Origin of the sequence: Shewanella colwelliana ATCC 39565, assembly GCF_000518705.1 — a bacterium.
Taxonomy (GTDB): Bacteria; Pseudomonadota; Gammaproteobacteria; order Enterobacterales; family Shewanellaceae; genus Shewanella; species Shewanella colwelliana.
In genome coordinates, this window is sequence record NZ_KI912482.1 from 89,574 (window position 1) to 106,678 (window position 17,105).

At 45.6% G+C, this 17,105-nt stretch carries 16 protein-coding genes; 12 read left to right on the top strand and 4 right to left on the bottom strand.

The features are described 5' to 3' along the window. The first annotated feature begins 5 nt into the window (after positions 1–5). The 12 genes from L876_RS0120245 (at position 6) to L876_RS22210 (ending at position 14,210) form a co-directional block, all read left to right on the top strand. Entirely contained in the window at positions 6–569 is a 564-nt protein-coding gene (locus L876_RS0120245; protein WP_028765466.1) for a sigma-70 family RNA polymerase sigma factor, read from the top strand. Further along, entirely contained in the window at positions 562–1,266 is a 705-nt protein-coding gene (locus L876_RS0120250) for a DUF3379 domain-containing protein (RefSeq protein ID WP_028765467.1), read from the top strand. The genes L876_RS0120245 and L876_RS0120250 overlap by 8 nt, the downstream gene beginning before the upstream one ends. A 137-nt stretch (positions 1,267–1,403) precedes the next feature. Beyond that, positions 1,404–2,855: a sodium/proline symporter PutP gene (gene putP, locus L876_RS0120255; protein WP_028765468.1), complete on the top strand. Its 1,452-nt coding sequence runs from the start codon at positions 1,404–1,406 to the stop codon at positions 2,853–2,855. Positions 2,856–3,206: 351 nt separating this feature from the next. Next, positions 3,207–4,517, top strand: coding sequence for an OmpP1/FadL family transporter (locus L876_RS0120260; protein ID WP_028765469.1), 1,311 nt, complete (start codon positions 3,207–3,209; stop codon positions 4,515–4,517). Between the two features lie 115 nt (positions 4,518–4,632). Beyond that, on the top strand, positions 4,633–5,013 hold the full coding sequence (locus tag L876_RS0120265) for a VOC family protein (protein WP_028765470.1): 381 nt from the start codon (positions 4,633–4,635) through the stop codon (positions 5,011–5,013). Positions 5,014–5,105: 92 nt separating this feature from the next. Next, a complete protein-coding gene (locus tag L876_RS0120270) occupies positions 5,106–5,816 on the top strand; it encodes an SIMPL domain-containing protein (RefSeq protein ID WP_028765471.1) in 711 nt (236 codons plus the stop codon). Positions 5,817–5,938: 122 nt separating this feature from the next. After that, positions 5,939–6,952, top strand: coding sequence for an efflux RND transporter periplasmic adaptor subunit (locus L876_RS0120275; RefSeq protein ID WP_028765472.1), 1,014 nt, complete (start codon positions 5,939–5,941; stop codon positions 6,950–6,952). Positions 6,953–6,985: 33 nt separating this feature from the next. Then, positions 6,986–10,234 carry an efflux RND transporter permease subunit gene (locus tag L876_RS0120280; protein ID WP_028765473.1) on the top strand — a complete coding sequence of 1,083 codons (3,249 nt, stop codon included), beginning with the start codon at positions 6,986–6,988 and terminating at the stop codon, positions 10,232–10,234. 9 nt (positions 10,235–10,243) lie between these two features. Further along, entirely contained in the window at positions 10,244–10,459 is a 216-nt protein-coding gene (locus L876_RS0120285; protein ID WP_028765474.1) for a YgaP family membrane protein, read from the top strand. Positions 10,460–10,542: 83 nt separating this feature from the next. After that, a complete protein-coding gene (locus L876_RS0120290; protein WP_051413213.1) occupies positions 10,543–10,866 on the top strand; it encodes a rhodanese-like domain-containing protein in 324 nt (107 codons plus the stop codon). A 490-nt stretch (positions 10,867–11,356) separates the two neighbouring features. Next, complete coding sequence (locus L876_RS0120295) at positions 11,357–13,777, top strand: S8 family serine peptidase (protein WP_028765476.1); 2,421 nt, start codon at positions 11,357–11,359, stop codon at positions 13,775–13,777. A gap of 109 nt (positions 13,778–13,886) precedes the next feature. After that, positions 13,887–14,210: a VF530 family protein gene (locus L876_RS22210; protein ID WP_037429442.1), complete on the top strand. Its 324-nt coding sequence runs from the start codon at positions 13,887–13,889 to the stop codon at positions 14,208–14,210. A 58-nt stretch (positions 14,211–14,268) separates the two neighbouring features. Here L876_RS22210 and L876_RS0120305 read toward each other — a convergent pair whose 3' ends face one another. From L876_RS0120305 to nrdG, 4 genes are all read right to left on the bottom strand, one after another. Continuing rightward, positions 14,269–15,102 carry a hypothetical protein gene (locus L876_RS0120305; protein ID WP_028765477.1) on the bottom strand — a complete coding sequence of 278 codons (834 nt, stop codon included), beginning with the start codon at positions 15,100–15,102 and terminating at the stop codon, positions 14,269–14,271. Between the two features lie 117 nt (positions 15,103–15,219). Beyond that, a complete protein-coding gene (gene ribA, locus L876_RS0120310; RefSeq protein ID WP_028765478.1) occupies positions 15,220–15,840 on the bottom strand; it encodes a GTP cyclohydrolase II in 621 nt (206 codons plus the stop codon). Between the two features lie 245 nt (positions 15,841–16,085). Next, a complete protein-coding gene (locus L876_RS0120315; protein WP_028765479.1) occupies positions 16,086–16,442 on the bottom strand; it encodes a YibL family ribosome-associated protein in 357 nt (118 codons plus the stop codon). 85 nt (positions 16,443–16,527) lie between these two features. After that, positions 16,528–16,995: an anaerobic ribonucleoside-triphosphate reductase-activating protein gene (gene nrdG / locus L876_RS0120320; protein WP_028765480.1), complete on the bottom strand. Its 468-nt coding sequence runs from the start codon at positions 16,993–16,995 to the stop codon at positions 16,528–16,530. Positions 16,996–17,105 lie beyond the last annotated feature (110 nt).

Sequence of the window (17,105 nt, forward strand, 5' to 3'; positions counted from 1 at the left end):
AAAAAATGTTTGGCTTCAAACGAAATAATTTGGCCGATTCCTCGGTCAATAATGACATGCTAAGTAAACAACGACGATACGATAGCCTTGTCAGGGCACTTCACGCCGATCTATTCCGCTATGCCTATTGGTTATGCGGTGATAAGCATATCGCTGAAGATATCACCCAAGAGACGTTTCTTCGCGCCTGGCGCTCGCTTGAATCACTAAAAGACGATAAAGCGGCAAAGGCTTGGTTAATTACCATTTTGCGTAGAGAAAATGCCCGCCGTTTTGAGCGCAAGCAATTTGACTACTCCGATGTAGAGCAGTCAGAGTTGGCCGACAATGTTTCATTATCAACCGAAGATAATATGGAACAATATCTAGTCAGACGCCAAATCGCCCGACTCGAAATAGAGTATCGTGAACCCCTTATTTTGCAGGTCATCGGCGGGTTCAGTGGTGAAGAGATTGCAGACATATTGCAGCTCAATCGCAATACGGTGATGACACGTTTATTTAGAGCTAGGAATCAACTTAAAGAACTTCTCGATCAAGAGCATACAAGAGGGCGCTCTAATGGATGAGCTAAAATTTCGCCGCGAGGCTTATGAAAATCCAAACAATCATGATGACGATTTTTTGTCAGCCATGCGTAGCTCTGATGAGCGACAAGCATTTGTAAAAGACCTCAAGCGCTTAGATAGCCAGATAGAGTCAGCGTTAAAAGTCGATGTGCCAGAAGGACTTGAAGCCAAGCTGCTGCTCAATCAACAGCTACATCAACACCAAGTTCAGCGACGAAAAACCGGTTTCACTATGGCTTTAGTCGCGTCAGTTGCCTTTGTGGCTGGTATCAGTTTTACTCTGTTACGTTTAGGACCTGTGGATCTAGGTCAACACGCATTAGCACATGTCTATCATGAGGATATGGCGCTGATAAGTCATGACGATGTCAGCTTTAATACCATCAATACCCAACTGGCTTCATTGGGCACGTTGGCTAACGCCAGATTTACCGAGCAGCCAGGCCAAGTGCTATACAGCACTTACTGCGACTTTCAAGGGGTAAAAAGTATTCATCTCGTTATGCAAGGTGCCCAAGGTAAAGTCACTCTGTTTATTGTGCCAGTCGAAGATAGAATGATTCTAGATGAAGCTTTTGCCGACAATCGCTACCAGGGCATGGGCTTTGCCGCAGACAATGCCTATATGTTGTTAGTTGGTGAACACCACGACGACCTCAACAACATTAAAGAAGAAATTAAGCAATCTTTCATCTAAATGTTCAACAGCCTGTGGTGACCATCCCGTCACCACAGGTCAGATCTTCATCACATTTCCATACTTTATTGAGCTCCTCATCAAACATCTGCTAGCATAGCGAGTTCAAATCAAACATAACAATAAACGGCGCAAGCATGACTATTGAATTACCTATTTTGATCACCTTTTTTGGCTACCTCATCCTTATGATGGGCATTGGCCTTTGGGCATATAAAGCCACAGACTCTGTCGATGACTATATCTTAGGCGGTCGTTCGATGGGCCCCGCCGTCACCGCATTGAGTGTCGGCGCTTCTGATATGTCAGGCTGGTTACTGCTGGGTTTGCCAGGTGCCGTATACCTTGGCGGCTTAGGTGAAGCATGGATTGGTATTGGCCTGGTATTCGGGGCTTGGCTAAACTGGCTATTCGTTGCGAGACGACTCCGTATTTACACTCAATTTGCCGATAACGCACTCACGCTGCCAGATTTCTTTGAAAAGCGCTTCGCTGACAAAAATGGTCTGTTAAAGCTGGTTTCTGCGATCATGATTTTAGTCTTTTTCACCTTCTATGCCTCTTCGGGTATGGTCGGTGGTGCAATATTGTTTGAGAAAGTCTTTGGCCTAGATTACACCCTCGCGCTCATCATCGGCTCTGCAATTATCGTCGCCTATACCTTTGTGGGAGGCTTCTTTGCTGTTAGCTGGACAGATTTCTTTCAAGGTTGCTTGATGCTGGTTGCTCTACTCATTGTGCCTGTGGCGATATTCAGCCAACCTGCAACGCAAAATGGCCTGCACGATCTCGATCCGGCTATGCTATCGATGATCAGCGACAATACCACGTTTATCGGTCTTGCTTCACTGCTAGCATGGGGCCTAGGCTATTTTGGCCAACCACATATCTTGTCACGCTTTATGGCCATAGGTAGTGCCGATGATATCCCTGTTTCACGCCGTATTGCCATGAGTTGGATGGTCGTTGCCCTGATTGGCGCTCTAGCTACTGGCCTGGCAGGCACACTCTATTTTGCTAACGACCCATTGGCTAACCCTGAAACTGTGTTTATCCACCTCGCCCATGCTGCATTTAATCCTTGGATTAGGGGTCTACTTATCGCGGCTATTTTATCCGCCATCATGAGCACCATCGATTCGCAACTACTGGTCTGTTCAAGTGTGATCACTGAAGACTTCTATAAAAAATGGTTACGGCCAGAAGCAAGTAGTAAAGAGTTAATGTTAGTAGGCCGTATAGGTGTACTCATCATTGCTGTCATTTCCGGTATCATCGCCCTCAACCCTGAAAGCAGCGTACTGGGCTTAGTCAGTTACGCATGGGCAGGTTTTGGTGCGGCATTTGGACCAGTGGTGTTATTGTCACTCTTTTGGCGCAGCTATAGCCGTAATGGCGCGGTAGCAACCGTGCTCGTTGGAGCTGTCACTGTGGTGCTGTGGAAACAAGCAGAAGGCGGCATATTTGAGCTTTATGAAATATTACCTGGATTTGTGTTTGCAACACTTGCAGGGGTTATCGTTAGCAAATTATTTAAACCCTCTGGTGAAATTACTCAGCAATTTGACCAATTCAGCGCCAAGCTTTAACACTCCAAATTGATTGGAAACCTAAATAGCGTACATGTGTACGCTATTTTTTTACTTTATTTTTTTTACTGAAAAATGTGACATTCACATTCGATTAACGTCAGTCGAAATGTTGCAAAATGTTAGATTTGGCGCTAGGTAGCGCTTAGCAAGCCTAATTCAAACACATCTCATTTTTCTTTTATATAACAACCACTAAAAGTAACAAATAACCAACATAACTTCACATCTGGTCGGAGTTGTTGAGTCACCAACTCATCCCTACTATGCACATGACTTATAAAATGGACCCCACTGCATGGTAATCACCTTGCGACATAATTGGGGCCAATAATAATAGAGAACACAATAATGAAGCGTTTCAACAAGACACTATTAGCCGTTGCCGTCACTCTTGCGAGTTCACAAACCATGGCAGCTGGTTTCCAACTTAATAGCCAATCAGCAACAGGGATTGGCCGAGCTTTTGCTGGTGATGCCGTGATTGCAGATAACGCTTCTGTGTTGTCTCGTAACCCAGCAGCGATGGCATTATTTGATACCAAGCAACTTTCAATGGGCCTAACCTATGCGGATGTTGCAGTTCAGGTTAAAGATGTATACGTCAACTCAAATTTAGGTGAGCTCCATTACGGTAGCGTTAATGATGCAGCTGAAGCCAAAATCATCCCTAACTTTTATTATGTTAGCCCAGTAAATGACAAGTTTGCCTACGGCGTGGCGATGTTCAGTAATTTCGGTACAGGTACTGATACAGGCGCTTTATCACAGCCAAAACCAATCCTTGGTGGTACCGCGCAAATTCCCGCTCCAGTTGATCTACTAGGTAAAACAGAAGTCACAACCATTAACCTCAACCTCAGTGGTTCATATCGTATCAACGACCACTTCAGTATCGGTGCTGGTGTCGATGTTATCTATGGTGAAGGAACTCTAACCCGTTCAGGTGAACTGCCATTAGGGCCTGATGGTGCTTATGTACCAGTTGATCTTGTCGATGTCGAAGCTGACGGCGTGGCTTTCGGTGGAATTCTTGGTGCTGTATATGAAATCAATGCCGATCACCGTATCGGTGTAAGCTACCGTTTCAGCCCAGATTTTAAAGCCGACGGAACAGTAAAATATGGTGGGGTTGATTTCCAAGAGATCAACATTCCAATCCCTGATATTTTTCAAGTTGCTGGTTTTCATCAACTAACTGAAAAATTTGCCCTACATTACACGGCGCAAATGACAACCTGGGGTGATTTCCATGAGATCACAGTCAATGATCCTGCTGAAGCACAGCTTAAAAAGTATGCGTGGGATGACTCTTGGTTATTCAGTGTAGGTGGTACTTATACGCTTAACGATAGCTGGACACTGCGTGCAGGTTATATGTTCGATCAAGGTGTCGTTGGTGAAGTGAGCTCTATCTCTATCCCAGATTCAGACCGTCAATGGTACACCATGGGTGCGACGTACAACCTATCTAAACATACCAGTCTTGATTTCGGCATCGCATTTATTCGCGGTGAAGAAACGCAGCTAACCGAGCACAGCTCAGTATTAGAACTAATTGGGCAGCAAATGCCGGCATTAGGTAATGATTTAGGCACAGTACATGCGACAACGCTTTCAAATGCCACCTATTACTCAGTACAGTACAACTACAAGTTCTAAGCTTGTAACTCACAGTTAGAACAACAAAAAGCCGTGCTCAATGCACGGCTTTTTTGTACTTATCCAAAATATTTCCTACAGTTAATACTACTCGCTCATAAAGACACAAATACACATGGCCAAAGTAATAGGTTTAGGTGGAATATTCTTTAAAAGTAAAGATCCTAAGGCTCTCGCGCAGTGGTACAAAAACCATCTGCAACTCCCTGTTGAACCATGGGGTGGCGCGGCATTCTATCTTAACAATCTCGAGCCCATTGCTGGTAGCAGCTATAGTGTTTGGACGCCAATGTCAGATGATACAGACTATCTTGATCCATCAACTCAGCCTTTCATGTTTAACCTCATTGTTGACGACCTCAATGAAGCCTTAGCACAGGTGAAAAATGGTGGTGCTCAGATCATCGCAGAAACCGAAGAGTCGGAGTTTGGTCGGTTCGGTTGGTTTATCGACCCTGATGGGAATAAAGTGGAGCTCTGGCAGCCTAGCACTTAATCCCCATCAGTATAAGGCTATAATCAGCTAGATTATTCTATTTAAAAGGAATATGCTGATTCACATCTTAACGTTGACTAAGGTAATCCCCCATGCAAAAACCACTTTCAGCCACTCTCCTAGGCGCATTTATTTGTATTGGGCTTTACCTACTTGGCAATAGTGTCGGTAACAGTTTTATCCAGATGAGAGCGCTAGAGCGTACCGTGACAGTAAAAGGATTAGCTGAATTAGAGGTCACTGCCGATACCGCGATCTGGCCGATACGTTTTACTGAAGTAGATAACGACTTAAATAGTTTGTACCAGAATGTACAAACAAAGAGTGACAAGGTAATCGCTTTCTTGGTTAAACAAGGCTTTACCCAAGATGAGATATCCAGCTCCCTCCCCTCAATAGAAGATCGACAAGCACAAGGATATGTCGATCCGAACGTGCGTTACCGTTATGCAGCTAAAGTTACCATTTCCCTCTACACCAAACGGGTTCCGCTGTTATTAGAGATGCAAGGGAATCTGCTAGAACTCGCTAAAGAAGGCATTGCCATCTCTAGCCAAGACTATAATAGCCGTACCGAATTCTTGTTTACCGATCTCAACAGTATTAAACCTGGCATGGTACAAGCTGCGACCGAAAATGCACGGTTGACTGCTGAAAAATTTGCCAAGGATTCATCATCACAACTAGGTAAAATTAAAACCGCCTCTCAAGGGCAGTTTACCATTTCAGATAGAGACAGTAATACGCCCAATATTAAGAAGGTCCGGGTCGTTTCAACACTGACCTACTACCTCAATGATTAAGCGATCATAGCGGAAACACGCACTACAACCAACACGGTCAATCGCATTTTTCTAATAAATGATTGCATCGTTCATAAAAGTCCATTAGAATTTTCTTATGAAGTTTTTTAGGTGGTCTGATAATGAATAAACAACTACTCGCACTAGCCATGCTGCTGACAACTCTCTCGACGACTGCGGCCTCGGCTGATATAGAAACCCTTAGTGTTGACGCCCAACAACGCCCGCAGTGGGTGTCGTTAGATGCGCAACTCGAAGCGGTTAAATCAGCAACCGTCTCAGCACAAACATCTGGACGCATCATTAAAGTCAACTACGACGTCAACGATATTGTCCCACAAGGCGCAGCACTATTAGAGATCACTAGCAAAGCACAAGGGGCTGAGCTTGCTGCCGCTGAAGCCGAACTCGCCAGGGCACAAGCTCAAAATGAAGAAGCACAGAAGCAACGTAAACGTTACGAAGAGCTATTTCCTCAAGGTGCTATCTCTCAAGGCGACATGGACCAGGCGATAGCCAATGCACGCACCTCATCCCAAGCGGTTAGTGCTGCAAAAGCACGCATTATTCAGGCCAACGAATCACTGCAATACACCATCGTCAGCGCCCCTTTCTCTGGCATCGTGACGCAGCGGTATGTTGAAGAAGGGGAAACCGTCGCTCCGGGTCAGCCTTTACTCAGTGGTTTTTCAACCGATCAGTTGCGAGCCGTCACAAACGTGCCATTTCGCTACATTAACGCACTGCGTAGTCATCCGGAAGTGCAAATTTTCTTGCCAAATGGTGACGTGATGAACGCCAATCAACTCACCATTTTCTCCTTTGCTGACCCAAGTAGCCACAGCTACAAAACCCGTATTAACTTGCCTAGCAATGATGCGGGGCTTATGCCAGGCATGTGGCTAAAAGTACAATTTATTGCGGGTCAACGCAGTACCATGATGATTCCGCAATCTGCGGTACTCAATCAAAATGAACTCAGTGCCGTTTATCTGATTAAACAGGGCGAACCTGTGCTCAATCAAGTACGTCTCGGTGCTATTCGAGAGGGATATATTGAAGTGCTTGCAGGATTAAGTCCCGGAGACAATATCGCTATAGATGCCTATCAAGTCCTACTTAATTTAAACAAATAATGGATTTGGCCGTTTAATAGGAGTCTTACAGTTATGAACCAGCCAACAAATAACGATCTTGATAAGCACAAAGCACTCGGGTTTTCTGGCCGTGTTGCCGCCATGTTTCAACTAAGCGCCATTACGCCACTGCTGGCACTTTTGGGATTACTACTCGGGCTTTTTGCGGTGTTAGTCACGCCCAAAGAGGAAGAGCCACAAATCGATGTTACCTTTGCCGATGTCTTTATCCCCTTTCCTGGTGCGACTCCTAGCGAAGTAGAGCAGATAGTCACTTTACCGATGGAACAAGTACTGTCGCAGATAAAAGGTATTGATACCCTCTACTCATTTTCTCAACCCGATGGTGCACTACTCATTGCTATCTTTGAGGTGGGAATTCCTCGAAATGAAGCGATCGTCAAACTTTACAATCAAGTGTATTCCAACATGGATAAAGTGGCGACCGCTGCTGGCGTCGGCGAACCACAAATTAAGCCTCGAGGCATCGACGATGTCCCGATCATGAGTCTCACGCTATGGTCAAAGTCCCAAACACAATCAGCAGAGCAGTTAACCCATGTCGCCAAAGGCTTAGAAACTGAACTTAAACGGATCCCAGGTACCCGTGAGATCACCAGTATTGGCACTCATGACGTCAGCCTTAATGTCCGTATTGATCCCGCAAAAATGAGCTTCTATGGCATCACGTATGATGCCATAATTTCAAACCTATCCAGTAATAATCATGTTTCGATGCCAGTCTCTTTGACCCAAGATAACCAGGAGATAAAGGTACAAACCGGACAGTTCTTAAAAACCCAACAGGAAGTTGAGCAGCTCGTGGTAGGCCTCTACCAAGATGCCTATGGCCAGAGCGCGCCTGTGTACCCGGCAGATATTGCCAATATCAGCCTCAATACCGATATCCCAAACCAAAGCGCTTGGCACAGCGATAAGCAAGCGAGCTATCCTGCTGTGACCATCGCAATAGGTAAACAACCGGGTGAGAATGCCGTCGATGTTGCCAACAATATTTTACAACGACTCGATAGCGTCGATAACGTGTTGCTGCCCCATGATGTTGAGGTCACGGTTTCTCGCAACTACGGCAAAACGGCTGGTGACAAAGCTAATACCCTCATTTTGAAGTTAGTTTTTGCTACCACAGCGGTAGTGGTACTCGTATTTTTAGCGATGGGACTGCGAGAAGCGATCGTTGTCGGTATTGCCATTATTATTACCTTAGCGATCACCCTTTTTGCCTCATGGGCTTGGGGCTTTACCCTAAATCGCATCTCGCTATTTGCGCTAATTTTCTCCATTGGTATCTTAGTCGATGATGCCATTGTGGTGGTCGAAAATATTCATCGGCATATGGCCTTAGGTAAACATAGCTTTACTGAACTCATACCCATTGCGGTGGATGAGGTAGGCGGCCCCACCATCTTAGCTACATTTACCGTTATTGCCGCACTCATGCCAATGGCATTTGTTTCAGGACTTATGGGACCTTATATGAGCCCCATTCCAATTAATGCCAGCATGGGGATGCTGATCTCATTGGCTATCGCCTTTGTTGTCACCCCATGGCTTGCCACCAAGCTGCTGAAAAACCATCAAGGCGCAAATACAGAACATAAGCCTCACGGTGGAAATGAGCGCATGATGCAGCTATTTACTAAGCTAATAACGCCTTTTGTCAGTGGTAAAAGCGCCGGGCGAGCACGCCTTGGTTTAGCGGCAGCGGTAGCACTACTCATTGCTATTGCCATCTCATTACCCATCACACAATTGGTGGTATTAAAGATGCTGCCGTTTGACAACAAATCTGAATTTCAGATCATGGTCGATATGCCTGAAGGCACTCCCGTAGAGCAGACGCAGCGTGTACTCATGGCGTTGGGGACCGAACTCAATAGTGTGCCGGAGGTGGATAACTACCAACTGTATGCAGGCACAAATGCGCCAATGAACTTTAATGGGTTGGTGAGGCATTACTTTTTAAGGCAGACTCAGGAGCTTGGTGATATTCAAGTAAATCTGGTAGACAAGTCCGATCGCAGCCGAGATAGCCACTCAATTGCGCTTGCAGTAAGAGAGTCACTAAAACCTATCGCGCTGGAGTATGGCGCAAACGTAAAAGTGGTTGAAGTGCCACCTGGCCCCCCAGTATGGTCACCTATTTTAGCTGAAGTTTACGCCCCCAATGAAGCATTGCGTGAGCAAGCAGCGCGAGATCTGCAGGCGCTATTCCATCAAACTCAAGATGTGGTCGACATCGATATCTACCTGCCTGCAGAGCAGCAGAAATGGCAGGTAAATATCGACCGTTCAAAAGCCAGTTTGCTCGGTGTCCCCTATGCGAACATAGTCGATTTAGTCGCCACTTCGATTGGCGGCAAAGATGTCAGTTACCTGCACAAACCCAACCAAAAACGCCCAGTTCCAATCCGTATACAGCTAGAAGAAGGCGCAAAAGTTGACCTAGAGCAGGTACTCAATCTGAAATTGACCACCGCAACGGGGCAATCTGTGCCCGTTTCGGAGCTAGTGACCATAGTTCACAGCCAAATTGACTCACCCATCATACATAAAAATATGATCCCGATGATCATGGTGGTCGCCGACATGGCAGGCCCACTTGATAGTCCGCTGTATGGAATGTTTGATATGGCTGGTGCGATCAACGATGAGAACGGACTCGGATTTGATCAGCACTTTGTCTCTCAACCTTCTAGGCTCGACACGATTGCGGTACTTTGGGATGGTGAGTGGAAAATCACCTATGAAACCTTTAGAGATATGGGAATAGCCTATGCCGTTGGCATGATTGCCATCTACCTCTTGGTGGTTGGTCAATTCCGCTCTTATGTGGTGCCACTTATTATCATGGCCCCGATTCCGCTCACCATTATTGGCGTCATGCCAGGACATGCTTTGCTGGGCGCACAGTTCACTGCAACGTCTATGATAGGCATGATAGCGTTGGCAGGGATTATCGTTCGAAACTCTATCTTGTTAGTGGACTTTATCAATCAGGAAACCGCGGCTGGCGTGCCGTTTGAGCAAGCCGTTATTCATTCTGGTGCCGTGCGAGCGAAACCCATTATGCTGACAGGCTTAGCGGCGATGATTGGCGCCCTATTTATCTTAGACGATCCCATCTTTAACGGTTTAGCCATTAGCCTTATCTTTGGCATCTTAGTTTCCACCCTACTTACTTTGGTCGTTATCCCCGTGCTGTACTATGCGGTGATGCGCGACAAACACCAACAAGTTGCGGCACCTACCGCATTATAAGGAGTCATTATGTCCGTTGAACGTAGTATTTTCGCTTTTGCTGGATTCATGGTTTTGCTTTCTTTAGCGCTTACCAACTGGGTTCACCCAAATTTTATCTGGCTAACCGTCTTCGTAGGCGCTAATCTATTTCAAAGCGCCTTTACTGGCTTCTGCCCTGCTGCGATGATAATGAAAAAGCTCGGCATTAAAAGTGAAGCTGAGATAGCTCGCGCTAAACCATAATCTAAGGAGACATTGTGCGACACCAGACTCAAATAATCGTTAATCGAATAGCATCGGTATGGAGCCTCTTGCTCATCGCCTTAATGGCTTTCACTCTCTCGGCACAAGCAGCAGAAAAAGATGCTCACACTGCTTGGGAAATGATTAACAATGGTGCACTTGTTGTCGATGTCAGGACCGCGGAAGAGTTTGCGCAGGGCCACCTAGATAATGCGATAAATATCCCATTTGAAAACATCAGCAATGAGTTCAAACAACGTGGTATTGCAAAAGATCAAGCTGTTGTCGTCTATTGTCGCAGCGGTCGCCGCAGTGGTATTGCGCAGCAAAGTCTTATCGAACAAGGCTATGGCCGTACCTATAATGGTGGCGGCTTGGAATCATTGGCGGCGCATAATAAGCAATAAAGTCATACAAATACATTATCCATACCAAATGGCATCGTTGACGATGCCATTTTTTTTGACCAATACTGATGGTAAGTGAGCCATCGTCGACTGTTACAACTAAATGTAACAACCGGCCCTTTATCACCTTTGGGAATAACTTATTACAAATAGAGTGAAAATAAATAAATAAAAAACAACAACTTACAATAAGCCGATGAAAACACTAAAAATCGCCATCTTATCAGACACATTCACTGCACGAGTCCAACTTAGAATAGAAATTCACACAAAACACCACATTTAGACTTTTTAGTCACAATTACAGCTTACTTACCCACTCAACTTGCCCTGCCCCACTAACCACGACAAACAACTCGATAATTAACAAACAATTTACAAATGTTTCACCAACAGATAGATTCACTATCGAGTGACAAGTTTTATAGCAGTAATGCTGTAAAGCACTCTAATAATAACTAATAATACTAACCTTAAATGGAAGACAATCATGACAGTTAGAAAAACAACTGCGGTCGCTTTGTCGTTATCAGCACTAGCTTTAGCTATTTCTGCTAACGTTAACGCAGCACCTTCAAAAGGACTTCAACTTAAAGCGGACAATGCGCGTCTTACGCACGTATCACCGCTACCTAAACGTTACATCGTTAAATTCAAAAATCCACAGAGTGCTGCAGCGCTTGCCTCTGTTGAATTAAGTGATGCTAATTATGAACCTCGCGTAAATGAACTGTTTTCGCATCATCGTGCACTAAACAGCGTTAAAGCTAAGCAGATGAAGCGTATCGGTCGTTCAAACGCTTACACTGCTCAGCTTGATACCAAAGCGATTAAGGCATTAAAACTGCGCAGTGACGTCGACTTTGTCGAAGAAGATGCACCGCGCCGCCTTTTAAGCGAAACCACGCCTTGGGGCCAGACTTATGTTGGTGCGACCACTCTCAGTGACAGCCTCGCGGGCAACCGTACTATCTGTATCATTGACTCGGGATATGATCGTAGTCACAGCGACTTGAGCGGCAACAATGTTACTGGTACCAATAATTCAGGTACCGCTAATTGGTTTGATCCAGGTGCCGGCAACGCTCACGGTACCCACGTAGCGGGTACCATCGCCGCCATCGCCAACAATGATGGTGTTGTTGGTGTCATGCCAAATCAAAATGCCAACATCCATGTCATTAAAGTGTTTAATGCTGATGGTTGGGGTTATTCATCGTCGCTGGTTTCAGCAGTTGATACCTGTGTCAGCAATGGAGCTAACGTTGTAACCATGAGTTTAGGTGGGGCAAGTTCAAGCACAACCGAACGCAATGCCTTAGCGACACATGCCAACAATGGTGTACTACTCATCGCAGCCGCTGGTAACGATGGCAATAGCACTCATAGCTATCCGGCCTCGTATGACTCTGTCATGTCAGTTGCTGCAGTCGACAACAACAAAGATCACGCTGCCTTTTCTCAGTATACCGATCAGGTGGAAATCTCGGGGCCAGGTGAAGCGATTCTATCTACCGTTACCCGTGGTGAAGGTCGCCTAGCAAACATTACCGCTGGTGCCCAATCTTACTTTAACAATGGCGTAGTACCACATAATCGCTATGTTAAATCAGGCACTAGCCATGTTGGCGCTCCTATCTTGGGATCCGTCACTGCAGAATTAGCTGAATGTTCGGTTTCAGGTAGCACATTTAACTGTGGCAACATGACAGGTAAAGTTTGTCTTGTTGAGCGTGTGGGCAACCAAGGCGCAAGTTATCCTGAGATTGATGCCGTTAAAGCCTGTGACAATGCGGGCGCTGAAGCTGCCATTGTATTCAGTAACACCACGTTACCGGGTCTACAAAATCCATTCCTAGTCGATACCAATAATGAAGCACCTATTGTATCGGTATCTGTTGACCGTACAACGGGTCAAGCATTACGTGCTCATATCGGCACTAATGTGACTGTTGCCAATACCAACAACGAAGACTATGAATACTACAACGGTACATCAATGGCCACGCCACATGTTTCTGGCGTAGCTACATTGGTATGGAGTTACCACACAGAATGTAGCGCAGCACAAGTGCGTGCAGCGTTAACGGCAACAGCCGAAGACTTAGATGCAGCAGGTCGCGATAACAAAACAGGTTACGGCCTTGTTGATGCAGTTGCTGCAAAAGAGTATTTAGATGCTTCATGTGACGGCCCTACCGATCCAGGTAATGGTGGCGGTACTGGTGACAACGTATTAGCAAACGGTGTAGCTAAAACTGACCTAGCGGGTGCTAAGAGTGATGAGTTACATTTCAGCTTTGAAGTACCAGCAGGTGCTAAAGATCTGAGCTTCGTCATGAATGGTGGTTCGGGTGATGCGGACCTTTATGTACAGTACGGCGCTGCGCCGACACTTAACAGCTACGACTGTCGTCCATGGAAAGGTGGTAATAGTGAGTCTTGCCCTGTGACTGATGCACAAGCAGGTACTTACTATGTGATGCTTCAAGGGTACAGTGCATTTAGCGGTGTCAGCCTCACAGCAAGCTTCACAGAGCCTAGCACAGGTGGTGACACTGGCGGTGCAGCAACCTATACCAACAGCACTGGTTATGCTATCCCAGATAACAACTCAACGGGTATTACCAGCCCAATCACAGCAACACGCACAGGCGACTCTGGCGTAGTCAGCGTGACGGTGAATATCACTCACACTTACATTGGCGATCTTCAAGTTGAGCTACACAGCCCGACGGGTCAAATTGCCGTGTTACATGACAACAGTGGCGGTAGCGCTAACGATATCGTTAAGAGCTACACTGTTGATATGTCAGGTGTAGAATCATCAGGCACATGGAAACTGAAAGCGGTAGACAGTGCACGTCGTGATACTGGTACTATTGATGCTTGGCAGCTAAGCTTCCAATAATCAAGCGACCATGAAAAAGAGAGCCTATATGGCTCTCTTTTTTTATCTGCCACCGACTCATAAAATACTGTTATAATTGCATCACTTATCTGGTGGCAAAATACGTACAATGACCCAAGCGAATAACCCTTTACACGGTATAAAACTCGAAACACTCCTCAATGATCTCGTCGACCACTATGGTTGGGAAGAGCTAGGCCAGCGTATTGATATTCGCTGCTTCAATCACGATCCCAGCATTAAATCTAGCCTCAAGTTTTTACGTAAAACGCCATGGGCAAGAGAAAAAGTTGAATATCTGTATTTGAAGATGAATAAGTTGCCGCTGCCAAAAATTAAGCCGCAATCGGAACATCCAGCAACCTCTGCAGTAAACAGCGGTGACAAGGATGCCAGTTCAGTCAATGCAAATATTTGGGGTAAGAGCGAGTAGTTGGTGCTACTAATAAAGCGATCTAGGGCGGCGACGTTCGCCCCTTAAACTTTTAAGGCTATATTGGGAATTCAAATATCAATCGCCATGCCTGAACCCCATCACCTGCTCTATAGCTTAAGCCAATTCTATCTATTCCCATCCATTCCCATAAAATCGGCTTAGAAAAAGCCAACGTCGCGCCCACTTCTAAACTGTGTGACACCAAGACATCTTCTCCGATCGGCATCACAAACCTAAGTTTATCAAAGTACCAATACCCAGCGGCAAACAAACGTGGCTCCACTTCAACACCAAGCCAATCCCAACGCCAATAGACATTGGTGCCGATATCGATGCCAGATTGAATCGCAGAATAGGTCTCACTTACCCCACCGTCAAAGCTACTGTAACCGGCAAAAAACAAACGATTGACCCAAACGGGTCGCACCTGCTTATAGTCCACATCTAATAGACTTGAAACACCGGCAGACATAATTGCAACATCGGTACCCGATGAAAAATTATTGCCATAACCTAAGTCGACATAGCTCTGAAGCTCATGATTGGCTGCGGTTCGAGTACGATACTCAATACCGGGAGTAAAGGTTGCGGTACCGACACTCGACGGAAAATCACCTTCAGGGAGATCGCGCCATTTAAAGTTAAAGAAGCCCAGTGATATCGGTGTGCGTAGACTCAAGCTAGAGTGTTCATCTTCAGACAAGGTAAAGCTTATCGGCACATTTATGACGGTGGTATTTTGATTTGCGGTGCGGTACAAGCCACTACCTAGGTAGTTGGCAAATGCGTAATGGGTAAAGTCTTCGCGTTCATCAGCTTGAGAAAGAGAGGCTAAACTCCCGCAACAACAAAAGAGCAATAATGAACGAAAAAATCTTGAAGGACTCATCAAGCAACATGCCTAACTATAAGAAATTAGACAAAAATATAGCGGCTATCTTAATTAAAAGCTAGCCGCCATAACAGAATAATTAACAGCGAAGACCCCTGGCCTACAGCGCCAAGTTTATTTGTTGGTGTCTTCATCAACAAAGTGATGCTCAGACATCATATGCCCAAGTTCAGTCGACTTGGTTTTCAAGTAACCTTCGTTATAACGATTTTTACCCACTTGCAACGGCACACGCTCTATCACTTGGATACCGAGATCTTGCATCGCTTTTACTTTTCGCGGATTGTTAGTCATCAATTTGACCTGATGCACACCTATCATCTCCATCATAGGTTTGATCATGTCATATTTACGCATATCGGCAGCAAAACCTAAACGCTCATTGGCTTCAACTGTGTTAGCGCCTTGATCCTGCAGCTCATACGCTCTGATCTTATTGAGCAAACCTATGCCGCGACCTTCTTGGCGTAGATACAAGATAAAGCCCTGACCTGCTTCTGCTATATTTTGCATCGCCGTCTGCAACTGAAAGCCACAATCGCAACGCAAGCTAAACAGTGCATCACCGGTTAGACATTCAGAATGAATACGCCCAAGCATTGGGGCGTTGGCATCAAGTTCACCGAATGTCAGTGCGACATGTTCCTTACCTGTTTCGGTATCTTCAAAACCATGCATAGCAAATACACCCCAAGGGGTCGGTAGTTTTGAAGTGGCGACATACTTAATCGACATGAAATAACCTTTACAACTCGCTCGTTCCGATACGTCTTGAGCAACTAACCCATAAGCAACTGACGTTACTCAAATTCAGACCGAGCATTCTAAGTGTTTTTACCTATCAGTGAAATAGCCGAGTCGTTTAATCGGCTATTGCTTCACCTTTAAGGTGTGTGGTGGCCTGTCAGGATACGCCTTGCTGCATCAAAGGGATATGACACCGCTCACGCCATCTCAATCGCAGAATAAAAAACAGCCGACTAAAACTCTTTAGGTGCAAAACCAGTCACTTTAGTCAGTCCCATCTCACGACCCAACGCTGTCATAGGATGAACCACAACTAAACCTTTTACCGACTTTTTCAATTTCCCCATATCAGCCTGCTCGGCTTTAGTGAGCACACGACTAAACGGCAGTGCTTTTACATCGCCGCCTTGCTTATTCAATTGGCGTGTATGCTGACCTTTTACATGGGCAATTTGCTTAGTTACCGCATTGATCTCTTGTTTAAACTGTAAAATAACCGCCTGATCACCACGCTTTTCGGCTGCGGCCAATTTACGACGATACTTGTCTAAACGATCATTAAGTTGCTGTAACTCTTGCTTTAAATTCATTAACTTGCCTTAAAATATAGCTATAATGTAAACACGATCAGAACCCGTTTCTGGTGGTGTTTAACGCTCCGGAGCACATTATACACTATTGCTTGAGATGGTGGATAACCTGATTACTACTACCACGAAATTGCAGACTAGGGTCGGCAAGTTGCTGCTCAAATTTGCCGTCGACTAACACGTCGATATAGTCGAGTACTTGGCTCTGCTCGGCGCTGAGTTCCTCAAGCAGATAACCGCTCCACAGCCAAATATCTTTGTCGGGACATTCACGTTTGACCAGCTGAACCAGCGCCAATATAGCTGGTACATTAGCGGGAAACAGTGGATCGCCACCAGACAGCGATAATCCTCTGCGCTTAACACGAGTATCTTTTAGATCGCTAATGATTTGTGCAACCATATCACGGTCAAACTCATGGCCTGAACAGGGGTTCCAGGTGCTCTGGTTATAGCAGCCACGGCATTGATGCTCACAGCCTGACACAAACAAAGTACAGCGAGTGCCTGGGCCATTGACCACATCAAGTGGAAAATATTGCTGGTAATTCATCTAAATTATGCCACCTAATCAGATTAGCTAAACAGCATCAATAACGTACGTTTAGCAGAGCCAAAAAGACGCCTCTGTGGCGTCTTTTTATCAGAGTTGTCACATAACAA

What these genes read in the sequence shown, in the direction of transcription:
- L876_RS0120285 (WP_028765474.1), top strand. Translation starts at nt 10,244, where the DNA reads ATGTCCGTTGAACGTAGTATTTTCGCTTTTGCTGGATTCATGGTTTTG.
- L876_RS0120250 (WP_028765467.1), top strand. Translation starts at nt 562, where the DNA reads ATGGATGAGCTAAAATTTCGCCGCGAGGCTTATGAAAATCCAAACAAT.
- L876_RS22210 (WP_037429442.1), top strand. Translation starts at nt 13,887, where the DNA reads ATGACCCAAGCGAATAACCCTTTACACGGTATAAAACTCGAAACACTC.
- L876_RS0120265 (WP_028765470.1), top strand. Translation starts at nt 4,633, where the DNA reads ATGGCCAAAGTAATAGGTTTAGGTGGAATATTCTTTAAAAGTAAAGAT.
- ribA (WP_028765478.1), bottom strand. Translation starts at nt 15,840, where the DNA reads ATGTCGATTAAGTATGTCGCCACTTCAAAACTACCGACCCCTTGGGGT.
- L876_RS0120290 (WP_051413213.1), top strand. Translation starts at nt 10,543, where the DNA reads ATGGCTTTCACTCTCTCGGCACAAGCAGCAGAAAAAGATGCTCACACT.
- L876_RS0120305 (WP_028765477.1), bottom strand. Translation starts at nt 15,102, where the DNA reads ATGAGTCCTTCAAGATTTTTTCGTTCATTATTGCTCTTTTGTTGTTGC.
- putP (WP_028765468.1), top strand. Translation starts at nt 1,404, where the DNA reads ATGACTATTGAATTACCTATTTTGATCACCTTTTTTGGCTACCTCATC.
- L876_RS0120260 (WP_028765469.1), top strand. Translation starts at nt 3,207, where the DNA reads ATGAAGCGTTTCAACAAGACACTATTAGCCGTTGCCGTCACTCTTGCG.
- L876_RS0120280 (WP_028765473.1), top strand. Translation starts at nt 6,986, where the DNA reads ATGAACCAGCCAACAAATAACGATCTTGATAAGCACAAAGCACTCGGG.
- L876_RS0120245 (WP_028765466.1), top strand. Translation starts at nt 6, where the DNA reads ATGTTTGGCTTCAAACGAAATAATTTGGCCGATTCCTCGGTCAATAAT.
- L876_RS0120295 (WP_028765476.1), top strand. Translation starts at nt 11,357, where the DNA reads ATGACAGTTAGAAAAACAACTGCGGTCGCTTTGTCGTTATCAGCACTA.
- L876_RS0120270 (WP_028765471.1), top strand. Translation starts at nt 5,106, where the DNA reads ATGCAAAAACCACTTTCAGCCACTCTCCTAGGCGCATTTATTTGTATT.
- L876_RS0120315 (WP_028765479.1), bottom strand. Translation starts at nt 16,442, where the DNA reads ATGAATTTAAAGCAAGAGTTACAGCAACTTAATGATCGTTTAGACAAG.
- nrdG (WP_028765480.1), bottom strand. Translation starts at nt 16,995, where the DNA reads ATGAATTACCAGCAATATTTTCCACTTGATGTGGTCAATGGCCCAGGC.
- L876_RS0120275 (WP_028765472.1), top strand. Translation starts at nt 5,939, where the DNA reads ATGAATAAACAACTACTCGCACTAGCCATGCTGCTGACAACTCTCTCG.